Genomic DNA, 25774 nt, shown 5'->3' on the forward strand with positions numbered 1-25774 from the left:
TGGCCTCGTTGATTCAGAACAGTTCGACTTCGCCGCGCGGGACAGGGCGGAACACGGGTTGGGGTTTGGCCTCGGGTGCATCCGAGGAGGCTACGGTACGGCACCGGACCTTGCCGGAAGCCGGGCGGAATTCGACGCGGCGCGCATTGGTGCCGCCCAGGTCCTCGCGGACCAGCTCGATACGTTCGCGCACCAGGAAGCTGCGCGCGAACTCGGCATTGGCGGTGCCGATCTGCTGCATGCCGGCACGGATATTGGCCCCGCCATACAAGTGCGCGCGCAGCCGCTCCTTGCGGGCGCCGTAGGACAACATTTCGTTGATGAGCATTTCCATCAGGTAAACGCCGTAGTGGACGTCCACCTCGCCGCGGTTGTGACTGGCGGGCGGCTCGGGCAGCAGGAAGTGGTTCATGCCGCCCAGCTCCACGACCGGATCGAACAGGCAGGTGGCGACGCAGCTGCCCAGCACCGTGCCCAGTTCCACCTTGGGGCCGGCGCTGATCTTGAACTGCCCTTGCAGCACGGTCAGCCTGGTGACGTTGTCCAGGTTCAAATCGAGCGCCATGATGGTCAAGCCGCCTGGTTGAGCGCGTGACGCGCGATACGGTTGATCGGGGCGACGACCCGCGCCGCGCCCAGCGAGATGGCCGCCCGCGGCATGCCGAACACGGTGCACGTCGCCTCGTCCTGGGCGATGGTGTGCGCCCCCGCTTCGCTCATCGCCAGCAGGCCCTTGGCCCCGTCCTGTCCCATGCCGGTCAGCAGGACGCCCACCGCCTCGGCGCCGACGTGCTCGGCCACCGAATGGAACAGCGCATCGACGCTGGGCAGATGACCGGAGATCGGTTCGCCCCGGCGCAGCTTGGCATAGAGCGTGGTGGCGCCCTTTACGGTCAGGTGATGCCCCGCCTCGGCCGCGAGATAGACGTTGCCGGGCTTGAGCGGCATGTCGTGCACCGCGACCTGCACGGTGGCCGGACAGACCTGGTCCAGCGTGCGGGCGATCGCGGGGGCGAAGCGCTGGTTGACGTGCTGGACGATCACCGTGGGCGGGCAATCGCGCGGGAATTCACGCAGCACCACTTGCAACGCCTCGACGCCGCCGGTGGATGATCCGATGGCGATCAGGCGCGTGTCGCGCTTCATCGAACGGCGGCTTTCCTCGGCCACGGCCGGCGCGCTGTGCACCGGCTTGTGGAAGCGCACTTGCGCGGCATCGCGGATCAGCGCGGCCAGCTCGCCGCCGTCCTGCAGCGTCAGCTTGCCGGAAAGGTCGTACTTCGAATAACAGTTCACCGCGCCCAGGGCGAGCGCCCGCGCCGTCACGTCGTTGCCTTCCTGCGTGGCGCCGGAAACGATGATGACCGGGGTCGGCCGCAAGGTCATGATCTTCTCCAGGAAGTCGAGCCCGTTCATCCCCGGCATCTCGATATCGAGCGTGACCACGTCGGGATCGAGCTTCTTAATCATCTCGCGCCCCTCGACCGCGTTCGAGGACGTACCGATCACTTCCACGTCGGGCTGTTCGCGCAGCCGCGACATCAGGATGGCACGCATGGTCGGCGAATCGTCGACGATGAGTACTCGAATGCTCATGCGGCCCTCCTGCGGTAGATCGTCGGGCCAACTAGCTGGAGGTCGTTCGCGGCGGGCCCCGTTACGCGTTCGGAATGACCGATATAAAGAAAGCCGCCTGGCGCGAGTGCGTCGCAAAACCGCTGAACGAGAAGTTCTTTCGTCGGATTGTCGAAGTATATCATGACGTTCCGGCAGAATATGAAATCAAACTTGCCCTTGATCGGCCATTCTCCCAGCAAGTTGAGCAGGCGGAACCGCACGATCGAACGAGCGGTATCGGAAATCGTGACCTTGCCGTCCTTCTCGCCGGTCCAGGCCCGGCGCAGGTCTTCGGGCACCGGCTTGAGATCCTTGGCGTCGTAGCTCGCCTCCTCGGCGCGCTTGATCGCGTGGGGCGCGATGTCGCTGGCAAGCGCGCGGATATCGCCGCGCGCGATGTTGAGTCCCGCCGAACGGTCCGGACCGAGCAGGGTCATCATGATCGACCAGGTCTCCTCCCCGCTCGAACAGCCCGCCGACCATAGCCGGAACGGCTGCCGGCTGCGCAGTTTCTCGATCATGCGCGGCCGCATTTCCTGGCGCAGGTGATCGAAATGATGCGCCTCCCGGTAGAAGAAAGTATGATTGGTGGTAAGCGCCGCCACCGCCTTGTTGAGCTCGGCCTGGTCGGCGCGAATCAGGGCGATGAACTTGGAAAACGTCACGCAGCCGGTGGTCCGCACCAGCGGGGCGAGCCGCGAATAGACCAGCATGGCCTTGCCCTGCGGCAGTACGATCCCGGCGGCGGCGTAGATGATCTTCGCGATCTCCGCGAAGTCGGCGCCGCTGTAGATATCGGGGCTGACGCCCGGTATCGGATCGGTCATGGCGGGAACCGCGCTCATGCGGCCTGCCTTTCGTGGGCGGCCCGGTCCTGGGCGGGAAGCGCGCAGGCGACCAGGCCGTCGACGTCGACGATCAGCGCCACGCGTCCGTCGCCCAGGATCGTCGCCCCGGCGACGCCCTCGACCGGGCGGAAATTGGTGGCCAGGCTCTTGATGACGAACTGGCGCTGGTCGCAGATGTTGTCCACCAGCAGCGCGGCCTGCCCGGCGCTCTCGGTATCGACGACGATCAGCACGCCTTCCTCGGGCGTGGTCGCGCCCGTTGCCGTGCCGAGCGCCTCGCCAAGCGAGATCACCGGAATGAAACGGCCGCGCACGTTGAGCATCTGGCGGCTCGATCCCAGCCCCTGGACGTCGCCGTCCGCGGGGCGCAGGCTCTCGACCACATGGGCCAGCGGCACCACCAGCGTCTGGTCGCCGACATCGACGATCATGCCGTCGGAAATGGCGAGCGTGAGCGGCAGCGTCAGGACGAAGGCGGTGCCCTTGCCCGGCACGCTGTCGATCGTGATGCGCCCGCCCAGATCCTTCACGTTCTGGCGGACCACGTCCATGCCGACGCCGCGCCCGGAAATGTTGGAGACGACTTGCGCGGTCGAGAAGCCGGGGGCGAAGATCAGGTTGTCGATCTCCTCGGCCGACATCTGCTGCTCCGGACCGACGATGCCCTTCTCCACGGCCTTGGCCAGCACGCGTTCGCGGTTGATGCCGGCGCCGTCGTCGGCGATCGAGATCACGATGCGGCCGGAGCGGTGCTCGGCCGAAAGCGTCAGGGTGCCCTCGGGCGACTTGCCGGCGGCGATGCGATCCTCGGCGCTTTCGATGCCATGGTCGACGGCGTTGCGGATAAGATGCGTCAGCGGTTCGCCCAGGCGCTCGATCACGGTCTTGTCGAGTTCGGTGGTCTCGCCGATGACTTCCAGCTTGACGTGCTTGCCGGTGGAAGCGGCGAGATCGCGAAGGATACGCGGCACGCGGCTGAAGACGCTGGCGATCGGCTGCGCCCGGATCGACATCGCGCTTTCCTGGATGTCGCGGGTCAGGCTCTCGAGCAGCCCGAGTTCCTCGGTGGCCGAGATTCCGGCGCCGTCGAGGCGCTGCACCAGCATGGCCTGCGCGATCACCAGCTCGCCGACGAGGTCGATCAGGCGGTCGAGCTTGAACAGGTCGATACGGATCGACTGGCCGGCGGCGGGCGGCGCCGGCGCCGCGGCCTTTTCAGCCGGTTCCGGCTTCGTGCCGAGGGCGGATACCGCGGCGGGCTCGGCCGCTGCCGGCGCCGGCATCGGTGATGCCGCCGCGGCCACGGCGGCGGGCGCGGTGGGGACGACGATGGGCTCGGGTTTGGGCGGCGGCGCCGTCCGGACGATTTCGACCGGCGGGATATCTTCGTTCTCGCCGATCGCCAAGGCGCAATCGTCGCCAATGAAATCGAAGATGTCGCGAACGGCTTCCTCGGTGATGTCGGCCGGCATCGCGTAAGTCCAGCCGAGGTAGCCCTGCGAGACGTCGAACGTGTCGAGCGGCGGGACCTGGCTGACATCGCAGTGGAGGCAATCCCCGCCAAGGCCGGCGATTTCGCGCAGCATCAGCAGCGGTTCGCTGCCGTTGCGCATGGCACCCGCGCGCGGCCGCAGATGGACCTGCCAGCGCTTGGCTTCCTCCGGCTTGGTCGCAGGGGTATCGAAAGCGGCGGTGAGATCGTCGAGCAAGGCATCGAGATCGAGGCCGATGTCATCGCCGGAACTGGCGGCGGGCTCGGGCTCGGGTTCGGGTTCCGGCTCGGCGTGGACAGCGGCGGGCGCCGCGCCGCCGGCATTGGCCGCCATCGCGCGTTCCATTTCGGCGATCAGCGCGGCATCGGCGGGAGCCTCGCCGCCCTCGCGCGCGGCCTCGACGTGATCGGCCAGGGTATCGAGCGCGCGCAGCAGCAGGTCGACCAGATCGCTCTCGATCGCCACCAGCCCCTCGCGCACGTCGGACAGCAGGGTTTCGAAGGTATGGGTATAGGCTTGCAGCGCCCCGTAGCCGAAAGCGCCGGCGCCGCCCTTGATCGAGTGGACGGCGCGGAACACCGCGTTGACCGTGTCGGCATCGTGGGTGCCGGCCCGGCAAGCCGCCAGGCCCGCCTCGGCGGCGGCAAGCGATTCCTCGCACTCGGCAAAGAATATCTGCTGGATTTCTTCTGGGCTCATAGTTCGCTCTCTTCGAAGAGTTCCGCGGTCAGCCCGGTCAGGCCGGCGGCGTCTTGCAGCACGGGGGAAGCGGTGATTACCGCGCCGCCGCCACTGCGCCGGGCCGAAACCAGCAACTGCAGCATCGCCTGGCCGATATGTTCGACCGCGCTGCCATCGATGCGAGTGGCGCCATTGCCCACCGCGGCGACAAGTTCGGGCCAGATCGCTTCGGCCGCCGCTCGGTCACAGCGGGCCGGCAAGGTAATGCTGTTCATCATATTCCCCCGTTCATCCGCCGCTGGTTAACGGCCGGTCCCTGCCTGCCGGATCGACTTGCCATCCCGGCGAATCCCGATGCGCGGCAAACCAGGTGCGGCGAACGGTCCGTTCCGGACTTCAATCAGCGGGATTCTGCGCATTCGACCAACCTCGTTCGCGAAACCATTGTATCGCCCCGATCTTTCCGGAGCAGGTGAACGGCACAGTGTTAGTCGACGCGATGCCAACGTGACGTTTGCCCAAAACTCAGGCGAAGTGCGTAGTGTGGTTAAGGAAATTCATCGGACCCTTAGCGGTATGTGGCAAAGGGAACCTGATTCAAGTGTCAACGGAAGGCTCAATCCCATGCATGACGCCCGCGTTCTGGTAGTCGACGATTCAGCAGCCATGCGCGCGCTGTTCTGCGATGTTCTGGAGCAGACCAAGAACGTCCGCGTCGTCGGCACGGCGGCCAACGCGGCGGAGGCGCGCGACCAGATCGCCGACCTCAAGCCCAACGTCGTCACGCTGGACGTCGAAATGCCCGGCATGAGCGGGATCGAGTTCCTCGAGGAGATCATGACCAGCAACCCGATGCCGGTGGTCATGCTTTCCAGCCTTACCCAAAGCGGGACGGAGACCTCGCTGAAGGCCTTTGAGCTGGGGGCGGTCGAGTGCTTTCCCAAACCGCTCAAGGCAACGCCCGAGCAGTTCGCCAAGACGGTCGGCAAGCTCGGCAAGATCGTGCTCGCGGCAGCCAATTCCAACGTACGCGACAAGCCCCGCCACCGCGTCGCCAAGGCCGAGGGCGAAGGCGGGCCGGACTATTCGCCGAACGGCAAGATCGCCGCGTTCAGCACCTCGATGGGCGGCGTCGACGCGCTGACCGAAGTGCTCAGCCACTATCCCAAGAACTGCCCGCCCACGGTAATCATCCTGCAGACCGAGCCGGCGCTGGCCGAAATGTTCATCGCCCGGGCCGACAAGGAATGCGCCTGCGGGGTCAAGGCCGCCACCGATGGCGCCATGCTGATGGCGGGCACCGTGCACATCGCGTTCGACCCTTCCAAGCATGTGATCGTCGAACCCGGCATCCCGGCGAAGCTGCGCATGGTCGCGCGCGATCCGGTCGAAGGCTTCCGCCCCTCGGCCACGCTGCTGTTCGGCTCGCTCTCGCGCGCCGGAATGGCCACCATCGGCGCGGTCCTGACCGGCATGGGCGAGGACGGCGCCAAGGGGCTCAAGCTGCTCCAGGCCACCGGCTGCCGCACCCTGGCGCAGGACCGTTCCACCGCCACCGTGCCGCAGGCCCCGGCCGCCGCGGTCGAAGCCGGCGCGGTCGATGCCGAACTCAAGCTTGAACAACTGGCCGCCGACGTGCTGGCCAACTGCGGCGCGGCGGGCTGATCCCGCCGCGACGTTCTTGCTTTCCCGTTTCGGCCCCGTTTCGACGACAACGCGGCTTCAGTGCCCCGCCGCCAGCTTGATGTCCCTGGGCGGGCGAGGCGCCAGCCAGATCGCCGTCGCCGCCAGGAACAGGGCCACTGCGGACAGCGCGAAGAGGTGCGTGGTCGCGTTCGTCACCGCTTGCAGGCCGACCATCTCGGCGATCGCCCCGCGCGCCTGCTGGGCGGAAAACCCGCCGGCCTGAAGCGCCGATGACGCCGCCTGCGCGCCATTGAGCGAACCCGCCAGCTCCGCACCGTCGGAACGGGCCATGTTGCTCCAGACGGTGGTGACGATCGCCGTCGCGGCGGCGGCGGCCAGGGTCCGCCCGAAATTGGCAAGCCCGGCGGCGGAGGCGGTTTCCTCGGGCCTCACCGCCGCCAGGCTGATGGTGGTGAGCGGCACGATGAACAGCGACACCCCGGCGCCTTGAAGCAGCTGCGGATAGGCGAACTGCCAGAACACCGAATCGCTTGTCCACCAGGTCCGCATGATCGCGCAGACGCCGACCCAGGATATCCCGACGAACACCAGCAGACGCGGATCGAAGCGTTGCATCAGGCGCGGCACGAAAGGTGACGCGACAAGCGCCAGCACTCCGGAAAAGGCCATGACATAGCCCGCGTCCGTCGCGGTATAGCCCATCGATATCTGCAGGAACTGCGGAACCACCACCACCGAGGCGAAGTAGGTCCCAAACGCGATCATCAGCGCCACCGTCGTCGCCGTGTAGCCGCGATGGCGGAACACCTTGAGATCGACGATCGGATGTTCCTCGGTCAGTTCCCAGATCAGGAACACGCAGAAGAAGATCGCCGCCGTCACCGCCAGCAGGACGATCCTGGTCGAAGCGAACCAGTCCTCCTCGCGGCCCAGGTCCAGCATCATCTGGAGCGCGCCCACCCAGATCACCAGCAGCACCAGCCCCACCACGTCGATCGGCAGCCGGACGGTCGGCGTTTCGATACGGCGAAGCAGGACGATGGCCGCCGCGAAGATGCCGATCGCGATCGGCACGTTGATGAAGAATATCCATTCCCACGACCAGTTGTCGCTGATCGTGCCGCCCAGGATCGGCCCCAGGATCGGCGCCGTCACCAGTGTCATCGCCCACATCGCCATGGCCCTGGAATGCATGTGCCGGGGAAAGATGCGCAGCATCAGCGTCTGGGTGAGCGGCATCAGCGGCCCCCCGCAGAAGCCCTGCCCCAGGCGGAACACCACCAGCATGCCCAAAGTGCTGGAAAGCCCGCAGAGCGCGGAAAACAGCCCGAACCCCGCCAGCGAGAACAGGAACGTGCGCAAGGCGCCGAAGCGCCCGACCAGCCATCCGGTCAGCGGCACGCAGATCGCCTCGGCCACCGCGTAGGAGGTGATGACCCAGGTCCCGCTCTGCGTGGAGACCGCCAGGGCGCCCGCGATGTGCGGCACCGAGACATTCGCGATCGTCAGGTCCAGCACGACGATGAAATTCGCCATCGCCAGCACGAAGCCGGCAACGACGAGGCGCGCGCCGGTCAGGGTGGTGGACGAACCGCCGGCCGCGTCATTCGGCGAAGGGCTCGGGGACGGCCGCGAAGCCGGGACCGTGGGTGCGGTGGTATCGGCCATCAGTCCTTGCTCGTCAGGTCGATCTCGGCTTCCATCGACAGCCCGATCCGGAGCGGATGTTCCTTCAGCTCCCCGGGATCGAGTTCGATCCGCACCGGCAGGCGCTGCACCACCTTGATCCAGTTGCCGGTCGCGTTCTGCGCCGGGATCAGCGAGAAGGCGGCGCCGGTGCCGCCGGCGAAGCCGACGACCTTGCCGTGGAACACCACGTCGTCGCCATAGAAGTCGGACGTCATCGTGGCCGCCTGGCCGCTGCGGACCTTGCCCAGCTGGTCTTCCTTGAAATTCGCATCGACGTAGAGCTGGCCGACCGGAACCACGATCATGGCGACCGAACCGGCATCGATCTTCTGGCCGACCTGGATCGCGCGCCGGGCAACAATGCCGTCGACCGGTGCCCGCACGACGGTGCGCGCGATGTCGAGCCGCGCGCTCTCCAGCCGCGCCTTGGCCAGCAGGATCTCGGGGGCGGTCTCGACATCGGTTCCGCGCGTCAGCACCAGCGCCGCCTCTTCCTGGCGCCGCGCGCTCACCGCGTCGGATCGGGCGGCGGCGAGCCCTGCCTGCGCCTCACGCGTGGCCGCCTGCGCCGAGGCGAGTGCCTCACGCGCGGACGTCAGTTCCTCGGCGGAAACGGCGCCGCTGCCGGCAAGCCCGGCGCGCCGGCCATAATCGGCCCGCGCCTTGGCGAGCGCGGCCTGGGTGGAAGCCACCTTAGCCTGCGCCGCGCCGATCTGGGTGGTGCTGGCGTCCGCCGCCGCGCCCAGCGCATCGTTGTTGGCCAACGACTGGCCATACCGGCGCCGGGCATATTCCAGCCCGGCCTGGGCCTGCGCAAGCACGATCCGCTGGTCCGCATCGTCAAGCCGGAACAGGATCTGCCCGCGCCGGACCGGCTGCGTATCGGTGACCAGGACTTCGATCACCTTGCCGGAAGTCAGCGGCGTGACTTCGGCGGTTTCCCCGCCGACATAGGCATTGTCGGTGGAAACCGAGCGGCTGGCGATCAACACGTCATAGAGAAAATAGAGCCCGGCGATCACGGCGACGGCGAGCGCCAGACCGATCAGCAGCGGCGCGCGGTTCTTCCTGTCGATCACGCTTCCACTGGCCGCCTCACTGGCCGCCTCACTGGCCGCCTCACTGGCCGCCTCACTGGCCGAAGCACTGGCCGAAGCACTGGCCGAAGCCTCGCCGTGCGGGTTGGCAGGCTGTTCCTGCGCGTCATCACTCATGGTCGGGGGCCTTTTCACTGGAAGCATCCGCGAACCCGCCGCCCAGCGCACGCTGGAGCGCCACTTCGAGGGCAAGGGTGCGGAAATGGGCGTCGATCGCGGCCTGGCGCGCGTCGAGCGCGGCGGTCTGGGCGGTCAGCGCGTCGAGGTAGCCGGTCAAGCCGGCGCGGTAGCGCTTCATCGACAAGTCGTAGGCGGCTTGCGAAGTGGTTCCCGCTTCGGCCGAGTCCCGTTGCTGCGAGACGGCGGCATCGCGGCTGGCAAGCGCGTCGGCAACCTCGCGCAGCGCATCGACCACGGTCGCGTTGTAATCGGCGACGGCGGCGTCATAACCGCCGCGCGCCTGGGTGAACTGGCCCGTGAGCCGCCCGCCCTGAAAGATCGGCAGGCTCAGCGCCGCCCCGGCATTGCCGTCAGTGGAGCCGGTGTCGATCAGGTTGGACAGGCCAAGCGACGTCAGGCCGATCAGCCCGCGCAGCGAAATGTCCGGCATGAACGCCGCCTTGGCGGCATCGATGCGCGATGCCGCCGCCTCGGCACGCAGCCTCGCGGCAACGATGTCCGGACGGCGCCCGGCCAGCGCGATGCCGGCGTCGGCCGGCACCTGAGTCTGTGGCAGCGAGGCCAGCGTCGGTGGGGTAATGGCCAGGCCCCGGTCGGGGCCGGCGCCGAGCAGGGCGGCGATGGCGTGACGGCGGAGCAGGATCTGCTCGGCATTGGCCGAAAGCGCGGCGCGCGCCGCCGCCGCCGCCGCTTCCGCCCGGCGCAGCGGTGCATCGCTGTCCAGACCCTGCCGCGCCCGCTGGCCGGTAAGGTCCATCATCGCCGCGCGCGCCCGGCTCGCCTCGGCCAGCGCCTCGCCGCGCGCGATCAGCCGGGCCAGGTCGAAGTATGAGGACACGACATTGCTCGAAAGCATCAGTTCGGCCTGGCGGGCATCGGCTTCGGCGGCCTGCGCCTCCGACGTCGCGGCCGCCAGCGCCTTGCGGTTCCGCCCCCACAAGTCGAGGTCGAAATCGCCCGAAAGCGCGAGCGTGCCGGTGCTTTTCCAGCCACGCGGCACGAAGGCGGCGGGCACGCCGTTGTTGTAGCTCTGCTTGACCGCCCCGCCGGAGGCCTGCCCCCCCAGCGCGGGCAACGTATCGGCACCCGCCATCTCGGCACCCCCGCGAGCCTGGCGGATGCGCGCCGCGGCGGTCGCGACGCTGGGCGAACCTGCCAGCGCCTCTTCGACCAGCGCATCGAGCTGGGGATCGCCATAGGCCGTCCACCAGCGCTGACGCGGCCAGTCGCGCGCGGTCTCGCCGGCCGCCAGCGACTGCGCCGACTGCAACGTGGCGGGTGCCGTCATCCTGGGCCGTGGCCCCAGATCCGGAGCGCCGCAAGCGGCCAGGCACAACGACACCGCCAGCGACGAGGCCGCCGCGACTCGCGAAAACATTTCCGTACTCATCAGTACATTTTTATCGAGATGTGGCTTGCATCTGTCAACCAAAAGCGTACCATCGAGTACACATATGACAGGGCCCGTTGGAAAAAGAGAACTGAACAAGGCGCGCAAGCGCGCCGCGATCGTCACCATCGCCACGCGCTCGTTCCTCGAACAGGGTTACGCGGCCACCAGCATGTCGGCGATCGCCGAGGAACTGGGCGGCTCCAAGGCAACTTTGTGGGCGCATTTCTGTTCCAAGGAAGAACTCTTCGCCGCCGTCATCGACCAACTCGTCGAAACCTTCTCCCGCGATATCGACGAAGTGCTGACCAGCCAGACCTTTTCGGTATCCGCGCTGCGCCGGGCCTGCCTGCGCCTGCTGGAATGCCTGCTGCGCGAGACGGCCGTGCGTCTGTTCCGGCTGGTGATGAGCGAGGGCGAGCGTTTTCCCGAGATCACCGAGGTCTTCTGGACGCGCGGACCGGCCAAGGTGCGCCAATGCCTCGGTGAATTCTACGCGACCGGCTTCGAGGAAGCGGACGCCGTGCGGCTGACCCGGCTGACGCTCGCGGCGATCGGCGGCTACCGCTCGGATATCCTGATGCGCCCGGTCAAGCCGGGCAAGGCGGAGCAGGAAGCCTTCATCGACAGCCTGGTCGAATTCCTGAACGGGGCCGCCGTCAGGAAGGCTGGATAGTCCGGAGATCAGCCGGCGCCGAACCGCGCGAGCGCATCGGCGACCCGCGCCTTGGCGGCGCCGACCGGATCGGTTTCGCCCAGCATCGCGAAGGTGCCGTTGAGCGCGAAGAAGCAGTGCCCGTGCACGCTCGCCAGCAGCGAGCGCGCCAGCGGCAAAGCCTCTCCGCCCAGGCCCGGCGGCAGGATGGCGGCGATCTCGCGCACGATCACGCCGGTGATCGCGGCGACTTTGTCGCGGTAATCCTGCGAGGGGGGCGTACCTTCGGGCAGGCGGAAGTCATAGAGCGCGGTCCAGGCATGGCGGCAGCCCAGGGCAAAGTCGAAATAGGCCTCGATCGCGGCGTCGAGCCGTCGCTCTTCACGCCCCGCCAGGCGCTGTTCCAGGAACGCCAGCCAGACATCCAGCGTGCGCCCGTTGAGCGCCAGCAGCAGGGCATCGTAGGACCCGAAGACATTGTAGATCGTGCCGATCGAATAGCCGATCCGCTTGGCCACCTCGCGCGCGGAAAAGCGGGCGAAGCCCACTTCCGACAACTGCCGGTGCCCTTCTTCGAGAATCAGTTCGCGCAGTTCCTCGCGCGAGTGGTCCGAACGCCGTCCCATGCCATCCTGCCTTTGCCGTCCGGACCCTTGGCGAAAAAATTGAACGATGTCTATTTCTTTAATTGAACAATGTATAATTCTGTGGGACACAAGCCCGGTAAGCGCGACTCCCGCAAGCCCGCGCGCTTGCCCGGCCGGCGATGGCACGGCACCGGTTAACCGGATCGAAGCCCGGCAAGAATATTGAGCCGCAACCAAGAAATCGGGGGAACAAAGTGTCCGCACCAGACTTTTCACTGCTCGCCAAACGGCGCTTCGCGCCGATGTTCGCGGTTCAGTTTCTTGGCGCCTTCAACGACAACCTGCTGAAGTATGCCATGCTGCTGCTGGCGAACTACGGCATCTTGCGCGATGCGCCGGACAAGGCGGGAATGCTTTCGGTGGTCGCCACCGGTCTTTTCACCCTGCCCTATTTCCTGTTCTCCGCGCTGGCCGGGCAAATCGCGGACCGCATCGACAAGGCCAGCCTGGTGCGCTGGATCAAGCTTGCCGAAGTGGGGATCATGGGCATGGCGCTGGTGGGCTTCGCCTGGGAATCGATCGCGCTGCTGCTGGCCAGCCTGTTCCTGATGGGCCTGCATTCCACCGTGTTCGGCCCGGTGAAATACTCGATCCTGCCGCAGCACTTGCGCGAGCATGAAATCATGGGCGGCACCGGCCTGATCGAGGCCGGAACTTTCCTGGCGATCCTGAGCGGGCAGCTCCTGGCCGGACAAGTCATGCCCTGGGAAGCCGGCCTCGTCGCCATGGGCCTTGCCGTGCTGGGCTACCTCGCCGCGCTGAATATCCCCCCTGCCCCGCCCAGCCGCGGCGGCCATCCGGTCGACTGGAACGTGGCGCGCGGCACCTGGCACGTGCTGACCACCGCCCACAAGGGGCGCGGCGTGTGGCTGGCGGTGCTGGGCATCAGCTGGTTCTTCACCGCCGGCGCCGTGCTGCTCACGGAGTTCGTGCCGCTCGTCTCGGACACGCTCGATGCCCGCAAGGACGTGGCGACGCTGTTCCTGGTGATCTTCTCGGTGACGATCGCGCTCGGCTCGATGACGGTGAACCGCCTGCTCGGCGGCGAAGTCTCGGCCAGATACGTGCCGGTCAGCGCGCTGGCGCTCGCCGCCGGGCTGATCGACCTTTCGTTCTCGACCAGCCTGTTCGCCGTCGTCGTGCCCGATGCCACCGTCGCCCAGTTCCTCGCCAGCCCCGGGGCCTGGCGGATCATCGCCGACCTCATGGTCATCGCCTTTGCCGGCGGCATGTTCATCGTGCCGCTCTACGCGATCCTGCAGATCCGCTCGCCGGCGGACGAGCGCTCGCAAGTGATCGCCGCCAACAACATCCTCAACGCCGGGATGACGGTGGCCGCCGTCGCGATCGTCGCCGTGCTGCTGGCACTGGGCGCCACCGTGCCGCAAGTGATCGGCGTACTGGGGCTCGCCACCCTGGTGGTGGCGCTGGCCTCCGTCTGGCTGCTGCCCGAAACCCTGTTCAAGGCGGTGGTCCGCGCGGTGCTCAAGGTGCTCTACCGCGTCGAAGTGAGCGGGATCGAGAACATGCCCCGGCCCGGCGAGCCGGCGGTGGTGGTGGTCAACCATCTCTCCTTCCTCGACGGCGCGCTGCTCGGCGCCTTCCTGCCGGGCAAGCCGACGTTCGCGATCAACACCCAGATCGCGCGGAACATGTGGCTCAAGCCCTTTCTCAAGCTGTTCGACGCCTTCCCGGTCGATCCCACCAATCCGATGGCGGCCAAGGCCATGGTCAAGGCCGTGCGCGAGGGGCGCACCCTGGTGATATTCCCGGAAGGACGCATCACCGTGACGGGCGCGCTGATGAAAGTGTTCGACGGCCCCGGCATGGTCGCCGACAAGGCCCATGCGCCGATCGTGCCGGTGCGGCTCGACGGCCCGCAATACAGCCCCTTCTCGCGTCTCAAGGGCAAAGTGCGCACGCGGCTGTTCCCCAAGGTCACGATCGACGTGCTGCCCGCGCGCCGCTTCGCCATCGAGGGCGAGATGTCCGCGCGCGAACGCCGCGCCGTGGCCGGCCGCCGTCTCTACGACGAGATGAGCGCGATGATCTTCGCCACCACCCAGACCGACCGCACGCTGTTCGCGGCGCTGTGCGAAGCGCGCGCGCTCCACGGCGGCAAGGCCCTGGTGGTGGAAGACGTGAAGCGCCAGCCGCTCAGCTACGACCGCCTGATCCTGGGCGCCGAACTGCTGGGCGCGCGGCTTGTCCTCCGCACCCGCCCCGGCGAGGCGGTGGGCCTGCTGCTGCCCAACGTCAACGGCGCCGCGCTCGCCTTCTTCGCGGTGCAGGCCGAAGGCCGGGTCGCGGCCATGCTCAATTTCACCGCCGGCCTGACCAACCTGCTTTCCGCTTGCGCGACCGCAGACATCCGCACCATCGTGACCGCGCGGGCATTCGTCGAGCAAGTGAAGCTGGGCGACACGATCACCGCGCTGGAGGCAACCGGGCGCGATGTGCTCTACCTCGAAGACCTCGCCGAGGGGATCCCTGCCGGCGAAAAGGTCTCGCGCCTGCTGCTGAAGAACGGCGCGGCGGGCCGGCATGCGAAACGCCAGGTCTCGCCCGACGCGCCGGCGGTGATCCTGTTCACCAGCGGATCGGAAGGCACGCCCAAGGGCGTCGTCCTGACCCACCGCAACCTGCTATCCAACTGCGCGCAGCTCGCCGCGCGGATCGATTTCAACCCCAGCGACGTCGTGCTCAACGCATTGCCGGTGTTCCACTCGTTCGGCCTGACCGGCGGCACCTTGCTGCCGATCCTCAATGGCATCCGCACGGTGTTCTACCCCAGCCCGCTGCACTACCGGATCGTCCCCGCCCTCGCCTATGACTGCAATGCGACGATCCTGTTCGGCACCGACACCTTCCTTTCCGGCTACGCGCGCATGGCCCATGGCTATGACTTCTATTCCGTGCGCTACATCTTCGCCGGCGCCGAGAAAGTGCGCGAAGAGACCCGCCGGACATATTCGGAAAAGTTCGGCCTGCGCATCATGGAAGGCTACGGCGCCACCGAATGCGCGCCGGTGATCGCGGTCAACACGCCGATGCATTTCCGCGCGGGCACCGTCGGGCGCCTGCTGCCGGCGATGGAAGCGCGGCTGGAGTCAGTGCCCGGCATCGCCGAAGGCGGACGCCTCCACGTGCGCGGGCCCAACGTCATGGCCGGCTACCTGCTTGCGAGCGAGCCCGGCCGGCTGCACCCGCCCGGCGAGGGCTGGCACGACACCGGTGATATCGTCACCGTCGACGAAGCCGGCTTCATCACCATTCGCGGCCGCGCCAAGCGCTTTGCCAAGATCGCCGGCGAGATGGTCTCGCTCCCGGCGGTGGAAGGCTATGCCGCCCAGGTCTGGCCCGGCGCCGAGCATGCCGTCGTCACCCGGCCCGACGCGAAGAAGGGCGAGCAGCTCGTGCTGTTCACCACCGCCCCGGGAGCGGACCCGAAAGCCCTGCTCGAATGGGGCCGCGCCCATGGCGTCACCGAACTGATGCTACCGCGCGACATCCGCGTGCACGATGCGCTGCCGGTGCTGGGCACGGGGAAGCTGGACTATGTGACGCTCGGAGAGATGGCGAAGGCGTAAAGCCGAACTGCGCGCCTCGGACCCCTCCCCTTCTGGGCAGGGCAATCGCATATGGCGATCCATCAACGCGAGAAACCCGCGAAAGCGGTGAGATATTCGGCCCCGAAACCATCGAGCTTGGCCCGGATTTCCGGCGTCGTCTCGCCATAGACATAGAGCTTTTCGATTCTGGCGAGCGCCAGGAACCGGTCGGCGAAAGGCGTGAAGGTTTCCTCGACGTGCGGAAGCAGCCCCTCAGTGCGATAGCGTTCGACAATATGCACCGCGCTGCGATCGGCATTGACGACATACTCGTAGGTGATCGTGTCCGGCTCCTTGCCCGTCGCCTCGACGATCTGCTCGACGAGAGCCTTGAAGGCCTCGAAGTTCGCCGGCTCGATCGTCAAATGGTAGATGGAATAGATTTCGCCCTGCATTGTTCAATCCTTACCGAAACGCGCCCGCGCGCGGACGATTCCCCATGTACCGTCGCGTGTTGATCGATAAAGTAGCACGCAGGCAAGTCTTCGCCGAAGCAAGCACCCCTCGTATGGATCGTGCCGGTCGAAGTCCACGCGGTGTGGCCCCGCCAGACCCACCCGAACCCGCGCGTTCGCCCCGACAAAATCACCCGCGGGAAAATCCCGTCGCGTGGAACGCAGCACTCGTCGGCATCAGGCCTGCTTTTCGGTGTTGACCACAAGAACCCTCCCCCCTAAAGGACCCGGCCTGTGCCGCCGGTCATCCGGCGCACGACATCAAGCTGCGGCACGCCGAATGGCGCGGCCGGTCTTGGTATGGCGGAGTAGCTCAGTCGGTTAGAGCAGCGGAATCATAATCCGCGTGTCGGGGGTTCGAGTCCCTCCTCCGCTACCAACATCCTGTTTGGCGATAGTCGCCAAAGGTTGAAAAAATCCCACTTTTCCGCTAGTTTAAGGGCATTCGCTGGTTGTCAGCGACTGCCCTTGTTTGCCTACAATTGCGGTCGATCAGGGCATAATTTGGGGGCCTTGGAAAGCCCCCCGCAAAAGCGAGGCCCCCATGGCGCTGACCGACACCGCAATCCGAAACTGCAAGCCTAAGGAAAAGCCCTACAAGGTCACGGACTCGCAGGGCCTCTATCTGTTGGTCAATCCGGGAGGCAGCAAGCTTTGGCGCGTCCGATACCGCCGGAACGGCGTGGAGCGAAAACTGGCTATCGGCCCATATCCTCAATTCACATTGGCCGAGGCCCGTTCGGCGCGGGATGAGGCCCGCAGACTGCTGGCTCATGACATTGATCCCAATGCCGCCAAGCGGCAGGCGCGGATCGAAGCGAGCATGCGGGCGGAAAACAGCTTCGCCAAGGTCGCAGAGGAGTTGCTTGCCAAGCGGGAAAAGGAAGGGGTCTCTCCGCGCACGCTCGAAAAGTATCGCTGGCTGATCAAATTGCTTGGCAACGAATTTGGCCGGAGGCCAATCACCGAGATCAGCCCAGCCGAGTTGCTGCACGAAATCAGACGCCACGAACGGCGGGGACGGTACGAAACTGCAAAACGGCTTCGTTCCTTTGCCAGTCGGGTTTTCCGGTACGCAGCGGCGACCGCGAGGGCGGACCGTGATCCTGCACAATTGTTGCTGGGCGCACTCATCCAGCCGAGGGCCAAGCATTTCGCTGCGATCACCGATCCAGTCGCGTTCGGCGGGTTGCTAAGGTCCATTGAGGACTACGTGGGCGATCCGGCAGTGATGCATGCGCTCAAGCTTACGCCGCATGTGTTTCAGCGCCCCGGCGAACTCAGGCACATGGAATGGGCCGAGATCAACTTTGAGAAGAAAATCTGGACGCTTGCGGCAGAGAAAATGAAAATGCGTCAGCCTCACGCGGTGCCGTTGTCGCGGCAGTCGCTGGACATTCTGGAAAGTATGCGCGGCCTGACGGGGAAAGGGAAATACGTGTTCCCATCCGTTCGCACGCGAGCACGCCCAATCTCCGAGAATACCGTCGCCGCCTCCCTGCGCCGTATGGGCTACACGAAAGAGCAAATGACCGCGCACGGTTTCCGGACATCGGCATCGTCTCTGCTGAACGAATGCGGCAAGTGGAACCCGGACGCGATCGAGCGCGCGCTGGCGCATACGGTGTCCGGCGAGATACGGCGCATCTACAATCAGTCGGCCTATTGGGCCGAACGTGTTGAAATGGCGCAATGGTGGAGCGACTATCTGGATGAACTGCGAAACGGAGGAAACAGATGACAGGTTCCCCAGGTGAAGGATGGAAAAACTTCGCGGATGGGGATGAAGCCGACGATGTTCCGCTCTGGCAAGTGCTGGCTCAATTCAGATCGGACGATCTCGACAATGGCTTGAGCGCGAACGCGGCGATTATCAGTCAGATCAGGTCGCCCATCGCGCGGTATTACAATGTAGCTTTCGTTGTCAGCTTCGCGTTCGGCTTTTTGTCCGTCCTATCCATGATCGGTCTTTTGATCTCGGCAGCGTATCCAGGCACGACGAGCTTTTTCTACTATCTCACGTTGATCATGCTGGCGGCCACAGCGGCACCGCACCTGTTACGACAAGCGTATCAATATGGCCTGAGTATCCCCGAGGTCCCGCTGGAACTGCCCCATGCGTCAGACCGACTTTTTGACGAGGTCCTGCGTTACCTGCAAAGGGTGGACGGTCCGCAAGCCTACTATCGCCCCCGCTTCCGCAAGAAGCGGGTTCCCCTCAGGCGCAGGCAGTTTTTTGGTCGGCTGCGCTACTTTCTGTTCTCGGAGCATAGCAAAGATCGCGGCATGGTCATGCGCTTCCCGACCGCCATGTCCCTTCCGGCTGATCTCTATCTCCATCGCGATGATGTCGAGAGAATGCTCGCGATGAGCAAGCCGAAGCGCAGAGGCGGTCCGGGGCGAAACACCAAGTACCGCTACGAGGAAGCAATTATCTCGTTGATCGGCGATCCCCGGCTAGGCACGTTGGACCTGAAGGACCGGGCAGCGTCGGTCCACACTATCAAGGATTGGCTTGGCTATCCGAATGGTTCGAAGCCAATGCCGACGAGTCCGGCGACGTGCCGCGCCGGGATCAATTGACCCGCTATGCCGAAAAAGTCTTCGCGCGCCTGGAAGAGATTACGCCCTCCAAGATTCGCTGACAGGCATTTTCATTTTCTTGTGACTACGCATGCCTGCGCGGACAACTTCGCCCGGAAGCTAGTTCTATTGTTTCAAATGCCCATGCGGCGAGCCAATTTTAAGGTGTCCAGTTGATATCATCCAATGAATCAACACAAACAAACCGAGCATCTTTAGATTCGCTGGCGATCACAAATGTCATGGGCTGCGGTACATCGACAATCACTAAGCCATGCACCTCAGGAATCTCCGGCAAATTGTTCCGCTTTGCGAGATCAGCCGCATTCTCTCTGATATAGGCAACACGGTTGAGATGCCGTAATAGATTATCCGGCTTACCGTTTGGCAGCGGTAGTCCGCGATATTCCGACAAGCGCCTCGCGGTTTCGGACAGGGTCCGGCACAGCTTGATGTCTTTTGCTTCGATGACCCATGCGTGTTTCCCATCGGGCGAAAAGGCGAGCACATCGATGTCGCCCAATCGCTTCAACTCGTCTGTCGCTTTGTGGTTCAGACAGGCCGACGGTTTGACCGATGCTGCCGCTGTAAGTCCTCGCGCTTCCACCACATCTGCTACTCGCTCATTGAATTCCATGCCGGAGTGCTCTCCTGCACGGCCCACGTAGCTACGCATCGCTTTGCTGACCCAAAAATCACCTTGAAGACCACCTACTGATGCACCGGCGACGTTGTGTCTTGCGGCGCGTTCAACGATGGCGGGCGCAACGGCAAGCAATGGATCGTCATCGGATGTCATTGCCACAAGCGGCCGACCGATGAGTGAGAAACGACGGTCAAACCGGCTGATGTCAAAATCCAGCTTCTGCGCCCCGGTTGGCAGATCATCCCAGCCATTGCGGCATGGGAGCGTGAGCCGGTCAATCACTGGCGCAAAGTCGGGAGCACCCTCAATGCTCAATGCTGACAATCGGGCGAGGAGTTCTGACCGCCGCATCGCAAAGGCCGACAGTTGAATTTCTATGGCGATGCGAACAAGAAAGTCCCCCAATTGCACGAAGATTTCCGCTGGTACGCCATACTCGGCATTTAGTGCTTCGAAGAAGCGCGGATCAGGCTCGGCAGGCGTGAGATCGGGCACTTCATAGAGGCGGCTGTAGGCTTCGCTTTGATCAGCGCGATCCTGTGAATGCAACAGACGCACTGTCGGGCCAAGTGCGGCTTCGCCAAACTCATGGTCGTGCAGAAGATGTCCGGTCGGGCTGATCCTCAGCTCAGCTTTGATTTGCCCTCCGCGTAACGCGGGAATGAGATCGGACACCGCAAAAACTTGAAGTGCAAGCGCTTGCAATTCGTCGAAATCGATGGTGCCCACCTCGTAGCCGTTATCGAGCACGGCATGCGAAGCAGCGATTTCAGTGAGAATCGAACAAGCGCGGATCGTCGCGTTGATGTGGTTGCGCTGCTCGAAACTTGCCTTCTGGTCGCCTTCGACCCCGTGAATGTTGCGCAATGCCCGAGCGCTCGTCTCCCAGCTACGCTGCTCCGCAAGGGCGATTTGGTATTGCTCCAGCGCGGTGAGCACGACCGATTCACGGTTGAATTGGCTGATTGCCTTGCAGAGTGTTTCCAACAACACCGCTTGCAACTTAGTGAGAAAATCGAAGCAGGCCTCCTGTCCCTCGATCCGTTGCCCTGGCTTTGAACCTGCAACTGAGAGGGCCGAGCCACATTTGACCAACGCTGCCGCAGAAAGAGGCACATGCCGGTAGCGTTCACTCACCAATCCGTGCGCGCGAAGCACCTCGATGGGGCGCTCTGCCATCAGCGCGTGTCGCCAACGTAGATCAACTGAGCCGACGACCCGCCGGACATAGTCCAGCGCGTCTTCGAGCGTGACCTTAACTCCCCGCAGTTCGGCGATACAGCGCAGAAGCGTGGCTGCGAGGACAATTTCTGCGAAGTTGTCTTGCCGCCGCAGGCCGTGATGCCACTTCGCTCCAATATGGAATTCAGCGGATTCGCCGTTGAGTGCAACGCGGTACGAAATTGCGCCACTCACTTCGCGGTCGGCGACCGCTTCGTTCAAATGATCCAGGTCCGGCCACTCGACATGCACGGAAATGACTACGGGACGCTCCCCCGCTGGGAGAATTGAATCTTCCTGTGAGGTAGTCACCACTTCGACCCAGCGAAGGATGGTGCGCCAGTTTTCGTATTCATCGTAAGATCGTGCGCCAGAGACGTTGCGGGACACCCACACCGGCCATGTCCCCGATAGAACCACGCCAAGCAGCTCACCGCGCTGTACGGCATCGATACAGGCGTAAATTGGCTCAAGCCGTTCAAAAAGGGATCGTGGATCAACCCGTATGACCCGACGAACGCTGCCATCTGGGAACGGCACGGCACGCCGGTCACTCGCCAGCGCTGATTCCACTCGCACGGTGAACAGGCGATCTGAACCGAAATTAATGTGGCAGGGCGGAACCAGCTCCGCCTCACGCTCCGGGACAAGCGCGTGATCGCTTTCCCGCCACCATTGGAATAAATTGAGAAAACCGCTCGGATTTTGCAGCTCAAATCCCATGCCATGCACCATGCCGGGGCGGTATGATCAGATGGATTCTGTGCCCGAGTCCTTATCGGCTGAATAATAGGTCGTACGAGGCGCCGAAATGGGCGGCGATTAGTCATGACTCGCAGTCACCCCGTCTGACGAACGCCGATGCCCGGTTATGTCGCCGACCCGATCAAGCAGCGCACGCGTCAATTTGCAGATGTCCGCAGGGGAGTAGGTACAGACCGCCCGCTCGCCGTCCCAATCTGGATACCGCCACAGGCTGTAGGGCGAGAGAATATCGGCGAGGCGGTCCATTTCCGGCACGCGGTGATCGAGGCCCGTGACATTGGCGTAGGCGAGCGACTTGGCGACGTACAGTCCGAGATGGCGTGCGCACCATCCATCATCGAAACCCACATCCAGAAGATGCGAACTCAGACCCAACTGGATCACGATCCCGGTGTAATAGAGCAGGTCAGATCCATGGCGGATTATGCCGCCTTCTATGCTGGCGAAGAAACATTCGGCATTGTGATAGCGGAAACGGCTGAGGTCGCGTCCCGAGCCCGAGCGTCGCAATACAAGGGGGTTGTCGGTTGGCCGCAGTATCGAGAGCGGTTGCGCTTCGTGCCCCAATGGCCCGATCACCTCGTTCCGTATCACTGGAGCCACTGCGGGAGACAGCGCCAACGCGCTCAGAAATGCACGGCGGGACGCGGTAAAATCATCGCTTGTAGGGCGTGATGGATGCTGTGCGGCCATCACCACTCCTTTCACAATTGCGGTGGTACGATCGCCAGCGAGAAAACCACAATCGTCCACTCATTCGAATAACCGATATCACTTATGAGCCCTGATGAGGCCAATCGTCAATACCCGATATCGGTTATTCGGGTTCCGATTGCGCGGGTCCTTCTCTTGGCTAGGAAACCGGCATGGGACGTCCGCCGCTCAAAGTGAAATCGACCGTGATTCGCCTGCCTGAAGGGCTGGGTGAACGAATAGACAAACTGGTTGGCAAGCAGCGCCGGGCGGCATTCATCCGCGATGTGGTTGAACGAGAGGTCGAGCGGCTGGAAAAGCTGCAGGGACAGGCCGGGCTGCCCAAATAGCGAGCCCGCTACGATGATCGCCTGCCGGTGGGGCCAAGAGCTATCCCCATCCCGCAGCCACAAACCGGTCGATTTCTTCACGGCCCGGAGCCAGCGGGCCGGTTTTGGCGTGAACCGCCGGTCGGCTACGCGCCCTCGTCGGTCGCTCGAAAGCCGATTTGATGCGCCGAGCAGCGGTCGGTCCGGTTTACCTTGTCGCCAAGGCTCGCCAGCGGCGTAAAGGGTGGGAAAACTGCCTTCTCGGAGACCCACGCCATGATCTCTTTGCGCCCGTTCCGTCGCCTTACCCTTCGATTGATCGCCTTGGAATTCGCCGCTCACTAGCCAAGTGGAAGCCACCAGACTGGTCGATAATCGATCCGTTGTGAAGACCTTGAGCTTCGCTCCATCGATCGTTAGCCTCGCTTTGAAGCGGGCATGGGGGGCATATGACAGACGGGCAAAGCTATACAGAAACGGATAGGCTTATTGCCGACCTTGAGGCGCTACCATTTATCGATTCAGTCAATCTGAATAAAATATCAAGTGCGGCACGCGCGAGACGCATGGTTGATTTGATGTTCGAACGCGCAGGCACTGGCTCTGTGAGTTTTGGGGAAATTAGCAACTATCATCCAATATTGCTACAAAGCGAAGACGATTTTCGGAGTTCACTTAAGGAGATAAATAATAATATAAATGCGCAGATAGAAATATTTAGGCATAATTTGGATAACTACTGCAAATATGGCGATTGCTTCCCGCCTTATTATCCAAAAAGAATTGCAATTATTCTCAATAAACAGAAACAAGGTGATAGGCTTTTCAGATTTTTGAGAAGCTATGCAAGAATTTTCACATCAAAGCTTGAAAGCAGTGTTTCTAATGACCTTTTTCCTAGAGCATTAAAAATTGGCGCGTGGTTTGATCCTGTTGTTATATCTTGGATTGATGGAGACACGCGGGAGCCGCAGAAATGTGAAATTCGGAAGGATGAAATTGAAATAGGCGGAAGCTATGAAACAACACTGCGGGCGAAATATTGCAAGAATCCTGTATTTTTAGTTTTTTCATCAAATTCTGGAGAAATACTTTGGCATGAGTAAAGCGGATATTTTATATATTTAAAAACAGTATTCACGTCGAATTGTTGCAAATCATGTGGCATCTATCATGCAACTCGCGTTGATAAACGGCAAGCCTGTCGAGGCATTTCCTCGCGGAAAGGCAAGCTGTCCCATGTGCGGAGCCGTGATGCTCGCCAAGTGCGGGCCGCGTGTTCTACATCATTGGGCTCATGAAGGGCGACGAGACTGCGATCCGTGGTGGGAGAACGAAACCGAATGGCATCGGGAATGGAAAAGCCATTTTCCCGTATCGTGCCGCGAGGTTTCGCACACAACCCCCAATGGTGAGATACACCGCGCAGACATTAAGACGCCCTCCGGTATCTACATTGAAGTCCAACATTCTGATATGACGGACGCCGAGCGCATTTCTCGCGAAAAGTTCTATCAAAATCTGATATGGATTGTCGATGGACGGAGTTTCTCGGGCAACTTCGACCTATACCATATGCTTCCCGATCCGAACTCAAAGATGGCGGCTGACTTGGTGTGGGTCCCGGCGAGGCGTGGGATGCACGGCGCGAATGAAGGCTTGTTTTGGAGGCGATCCGAAAATCCCGATGTTGCACAAGGGACGGGATCGATGGTTCGCATAAATTCATCTAATTCTTTCAGCTCCATTCGGGACGATGTGATGGCGAACTATACCGGTCACCAGCAATATGATTGGGTTCGGCCTCGTAATACGTGGCTTAACGCAGATTGTCCGGTGTATGTCGATTTCGGCGACGATTGGCTGTTTCGTTTGGAGCAATATGGCCAGTCGCCCCTTCGTTGCGTATTCCGCGTAGCAAAGCGCAAGTTTCTTCGCGACGTGATGGTCGAGACGCGCAGCGTCGACGTTGCAACTCGCTTCTACCCAATCGGAGCGACTGCTTTCGGGTCACAAACCGACCGCGCCGAATAACCAAATTGGGGCGCTTACCAATGGCAGAAAAACCCCTCCAATGCTCCCGGTATCGAAACGCAACAGGCAGCAATCTCGGGCACTCAATCGGTCAGCTGACATTCCGCTACCGGCCCACGTGCGACAAGCAGGTGAACCGTCAGTGGCGACTATGCGACCGCCTGCAACCCCTTGCGCTGAATGATGGTGAGCAGTCGAAGGGCAGGGCCACCCGGACGCTTCACACCGCGCTCCCAATCCGACACCAGATTGCGCGAGACGTTGAGGTAGGCGGCGAACACCGGCTGCGAAACATGCTCGCGCTCGCGGATCGCTCGGATTTCCTCGCCCGCCAGAGCTGGAACCGGGGCCAGGCACGCCTCATCGAATGTGCGCAGCGTTGCGCGGGATACCACGCCCGCGTCGTGCGCATCGCTCATCATCTCATGGATGGCGCCAGCGATCTCGCTGCGATAGCCGTTGTCAGTCTTCGTGCTCATGCTCAATCTCCACCAGCGTTCCCGACGCCACCAACTGGTCCAATTCCTCGCCGCTCCATCCCAGCGCCTCGGCCGCTGCATTCTTCAACAGGGCCAAGTCCGCTGTCGATATGTTCGCTTGCGTACTCTTTGCGAAACCGAACGCGAATATCGCTCGGTCTCCCTGCCGGAACAGGATCAGCGTGCGATAGCCGCCCGATTTGCCCTTTCCCGGCCGCGCCACGCGCTGCTTGATGACACCGCCGCCGAGGTCGGCATCGATCAGCCCGCTTTCTGCGCGCTGCACAGCTTCCCGTAGCGCCGAATCTGCCAGCTTCTCCTTCCGCACAAAGCGTTCGAACCAGCCATTCTTGAAGATACGCGTGATGGCCAGTCTCCTGCTTGCAGGCCTATATATAACACATAGCGTGATATTTCAATGTTCGACAGGCGCCCTCCCGTCCCTCACCTCTTGCGAAGCTGGAGGGTTTGGCGCAGCCTGATCCTTGGCGGGCAGACCATCGAAAAGGATGGTACGTCTTGAACAATTCCACCTTAGAAAGCACGATGCCGCTAAGATAGCGGCAACTATGGCTCATTCGCATGTGGCAAAAAGACAACGGTGAGACAAAAACTGATCCGACGATGATCGGTGATAGTCTTTCGCCAAATTACGCCAGCTTCCGCCGTGGTCCGCAATCGTCCGCCGTTCTCCACCGATACTACCATGCATGGTCCGAACGGGGCCAAACAGCGCCCTTGTATTGGATAGGAGGTTATCCGATGCAAGTTCATGGGGGCGCTTGTGAAACCATGATTTGAAAGACACGCCCATGTCCAACCCCGATCGCATAATCCGCTTGAAGACTGTTCTCGCCCGCACCGGACTTTCCCGCTCGACCATCTATCGCAAGATGGCCGAAGGCACCTTTCCCGACTTGGACGAACCCGCTTCGCGGGAGGGGTGCTTGGGGTGAGGTCGCGCCGTATTTGCAAGGCTTTGGGCGAGACGGCGTCGTCATGAGATTGTGAGGT

Annotated in this window: 22 protein-coding genes, 1 tRNA gene and 1 pseudogene; 10 read left to right on the top strand and 14 right to left on the bottom strand. The window is 63.2% G+C overall.

Annotation, left to right across the window (positions count from 1 at the left end; translation table 11 throughout):
* Window positions 1-13 precede the first annotated feature (13 nt).
* From BM052_RS13610 to BM052_RS13630, 5 genes are read right to left on the bottom strand one after another with little or no spacing between them, the layout of a single operon-like run.
* Entirely contained in the window at window positions 14-565 is a 552-nt protein-coding gene (locus tag BM052_RS13610; RefSeq protein WP_091147794.1) for a chemotaxis protein CheD, read from the bottom strand.
* A 5-nt stretch (window positions 566-570) separates the two neighbouring features.
* Window positions 571-1596, bottom strand: a complete 1026-nt coding sequence (locus tag BM052_RS13615; RefSeq protein WP_091147750.1) for a protein-glutamate methylesterase/protein-glutamine glutaminase — start codon at window positions 1594-1596, stop codon at window positions 571-573.
* Window positions 1593-2462 (bottom strand): CheR family methyltransferase, encoded by an 870-nt coding sequence (locus BM052_RS13620; RefSeq protein WP_091147752.1) that lies wholly within the window; start codon window positions 2460-2462, stop codon window positions 1593-1595. The genes BM052_RS13615 and BM052_RS13620 overlap by 4 nt, the downstream gene beginning before the upstream one ends.
* Window positions 2459-4657 (bottom strand): chemotaxis protein CheA, encoded by a 2199-nt coding sequence (locus BM052_RS13625; RefSeq protein ID WP_091147754.1) that lies wholly within the window; start codon window positions 4655-4657, stop codon window positions 2459-2461. The genes BM052_RS13620 and BM052_RS13625 overlap by 4 nt, the downstream gene beginning before the upstream one ends.
* Window positions 4654-4914 carry an STAS domain-containing protein gene (locus BM052_RS13630; protein WP_091147796.1) on the bottom strand — a complete coding sequence of 87 codons (261 nt, stop codon included), beginning with the start codon at window positions 4912-4914 and terminating at the stop codon, window positions 4654-4656. Before BM052_RS13630 ends, BM052_RS13625 begins: the two co-directional genes overlap by 4 nt.
* Before the next feature lie 349 nt (window positions 4915-5263).
* Between BM052_RS13630 and BM052_RS13635 the strand changes: the two genes are divergently transcribed.
* Complete coding sequence (locus BM052_RS13635) at window positions 5264-6304, top strand: chemotaxis protein CheB (RefSeq protein WP_091147755.1); 1041 nt, start codon at window positions 5264-5266, stop codon at window positions 6302-6304.
* 57 nt (window positions 6305-6361) lie between these two features.
* Here BM052_RS13635 and BM052_RS13640 read toward each other — a convergent pair whose 3' ends face one another.
* The 3 genes from BM052_RS13640 to BM052_RS13650 are packed head-to-tail and all read right to left on the bottom strand — an operon-like array spanning window position 6362 to window position 10642.
* On the bottom strand, window positions 6362-7954 hold the full coding sequence (locus BM052_RS13640; protein WP_091147757.1) for a DHA2 family efflux MFS transporter permease subunit: 1593 nt from the start codon (window positions 7952-7954) through the stop codon (window positions 6362-6364).
* Window positions 7954-9189, bottom strand: coding sequence for an HlyD family secretion protein (locus tag BM052_RS13645; RefSeq protein ID WP_091147759.1), 1236 nt, complete (start codon window positions 9187-9189; stop codon window positions 7954-7956). Before BM052_RS13645 ends, BM052_RS13640 begins: the two co-directional genes overlap by 1 nt.
* Window positions 9182-10642 (bottom strand): efflux transporter outer membrane subunit, encoded by a 1461-nt coding sequence (locus tag BM052_RS13650; RefSeq protein ID WP_091147761.1) that lies wholly within the window; start codon window positions 10640-10642, stop codon window positions 9182-9184. The genes BM052_RS13645 and BM052_RS13650 overlap by 8 nt, the downstream gene beginning before the upstream one ends.
* A gap of 64 nt (window positions 10643-10706) precedes the next feature.
* Here BM052_RS13650 and BM052_RS13655 point away from each other — a divergent pair, with 64 nt between their 5' ends.
* Window positions 10707-11318 carry a TetR/AcrR family transcriptional regulator gene (locus BM052_RS13655; RefSeq protein ID WP_091147762.1) on the top strand — a complete coding sequence of 204 codons (612 nt, stop codon included), beginning with the start codon at window positions 10707-10709 and terminating at the stop codon, window positions 11316-11318.
* Window positions 11319-11326: 8 nt separating this feature from the next.
* On the opposite strand, the gene BM052_RS13660 is transcribed toward BM052_RS13655, so the two are convergent.
* Entirely contained in the window at window positions 11327-11923 is a 597-nt protein-coding gene (locus BM052_RS13660) for a TetR/AcrR family transcriptional regulator (RefSeq protein WP_091147764.1), read from the bottom strand.
* 215 nt (window positions 11924-12138) lie between these two features.
* Here BM052_RS13660 and BM052_RS13665 point away from each other — a divergent pair, with 215 nt between their 5' ends.
* On the top strand, window positions 12139-15534 hold the full coding sequence (locus BM052_RS13665) for an acyl-[ACP]--phospholipid O-acyltransferase (RefSeq protein WP_255406135.1): 3396 nt from the start codon (window positions 12139-12141) through the stop codon (window positions 15532-15534).
* 62 nt (window positions 15535-15596) lie between these two features.
* Here BM052_RS13665 and BM052_RS13670 read toward each other — a convergent pair whose 3' ends face one another.
* Window positions 15597-15950, bottom strand: coding sequence for a putative quinol monooxygenase (locus BM052_RS13670; protein ID WP_091147765.1), 354 nt, complete (start codon window positions 15948-15950; stop codon window positions 15597-15599).
* Window positions 15951-16312: 362 nt separating this feature from the next.
* Here BM052_RS13670 and BM052_RS13675 point away from each other — a divergent pair.
* The 3 genes from BM052_RS13675 to BM052_RS13685 all read left to right on the top strand — a co-directional run bounded on the left by BM052_RS13675 (window position 16313) and on the right by BM052_RS13685 (window position 18593).
* A tRNA-Met gene (locus tag BM052_RS13675) sits at window positions 16313-16389 on the top strand.
* 165 nt (window positions 16390-16554) lie between these two features.
* Complete coding sequence (locus tag BM052_RS13680) at window positions 16555-17751, top strand: tyrosine-type recombinase/integrase (RefSeq protein WP_091147767.1); 1197 nt, start codon at window positions 16555-16557, stop codon at window positions 17749-17751.
* Window positions 17748-18593 (top strand): hypothetical protein, encoded by an 846-nt coding sequence (locus tag BM052_RS13685; protein ID WP_091147769.1) that lies wholly within the window; start codon window positions 17748-17750, stop codon window positions 18591-18593. Before BM052_RS13680 ends, BM052_RS13685 begins: the two co-directional genes overlap by 4 nt.
* 160 nt (window positions 18594-18753) lie before the next feature.
* On the opposite strand, the gene BM052_RS13690 is transcribed toward BM052_RS13685, so the two are convergent.
* Both BM052_RS13690 and BM052_RS13695 read right to left on the bottom strand, forming a co-directional pair.
* Window positions 18754-21183: a hypothetical protein gene (locus tag BM052_RS13690; protein ID WP_143084846.1), complete on the bottom strand. Its 2430-nt coding sequence runs from the start codon at window positions 21181-21183 to the stop codon at window positions 18754-18756.
* Between the two features lie 99 nt (window positions 21184-21282).
* Window positions 21283-21918: a hypothetical protein gene (locus BM052_RS13695; RefSeq protein ID WP_091147772.1), complete on the bottom strand. Its 636-nt coding sequence runs from the start codon at window positions 21916-21918 to the stop codon at window positions 21283-21285.
* Between the two features lie 173 nt (window positions 21919-22091).
* Between BM052_RS13695 and BM052_RS19965 the strand changes: the two genes are divergently transcribed.
* From BM052_RS19965 to BM052_RS13700, 3 genes are all read left to right on the top strand, one after another.
* Window positions 22092-22268, top strand: a complete 177-nt coding sequence (locus BM052_RS19965; RefSeq protein ID WP_177198478.1) for a ribbon-helix-helix domain-containing protein — start codon at window positions 22092-22094, stop codon at window positions 22266-22268.
* A 428-nt stretch (window positions 22269-22696) separates the two neighbouring features.
* Entirely contained in the window at window positions 22697-23353 is a 657-nt protein-coding gene (locus tag BM052_RS19535; RefSeq protein ID WP_143084847.1) for a hypothetical protein, read from the top strand.
* Window positions 23354-23420: 67 nt separating this feature from the next.
* Window positions 23421-24281, top strand: coding sequence for a competence protein CoiA (locus tag BM052_RS13700; protein WP_091147774.1), 861 nt, complete (start codon window positions 23421-23423; stop codon window positions 24279-24281).
* Between the two features lie 149 nt (window positions 24282-24430).
* On the opposite strand, the gene BM052_RS13705 is transcribed toward BM052_RS13700, so the two are convergent.
* Together BM052_RS13705 and BM052_RS13710 are read right to left on the bottom strand one after the other, a co-directional pair.
* Window positions 24431-24760, bottom strand: a complete 330-nt coding sequence (locus BM052_RS13705) for a helix-turn-helix domain-containing protein (RefSeq protein WP_091147776.1) — start codon at window positions 24758-24760, stop codon at window positions 24431-24433.
* Entirely contained in the window at window positions 24744-25118 is a 375-nt protein-coding gene (locus BM052_RS13710; protein WP_369821535.1) for a type II toxin-antitoxin system RelE/ParE family toxin, read from the bottom strand. Before BM052_RS13710 ends, BM052_RS13705 begins: the two co-directional genes overlap by 17 nt.
* A 454-nt stretch (window positions 25119-25572) precedes the next feature.
* Here BM052_RS13710 and BM052_RS13715 point away from each other — a divergent pair.
* Window positions 25573-25674, top strand: a pseudogene (locus BM052_RS13715) (helix-turn-helix transcriptional regulator); the annotation flags it as partial.
* Window positions 25675-25774 lie beyond the last annotated feature (100 nt).

Source organism: Novosphingobium sp. CF614, from assembly GCF_900113255.1.
In the GTDB taxonomy this organism is placed as follows: Bacteria; Pseudomonadota; Alphaproteobacteria; order Sphingomonadales; family Sphingomonadaceae; genus Novosphingobium.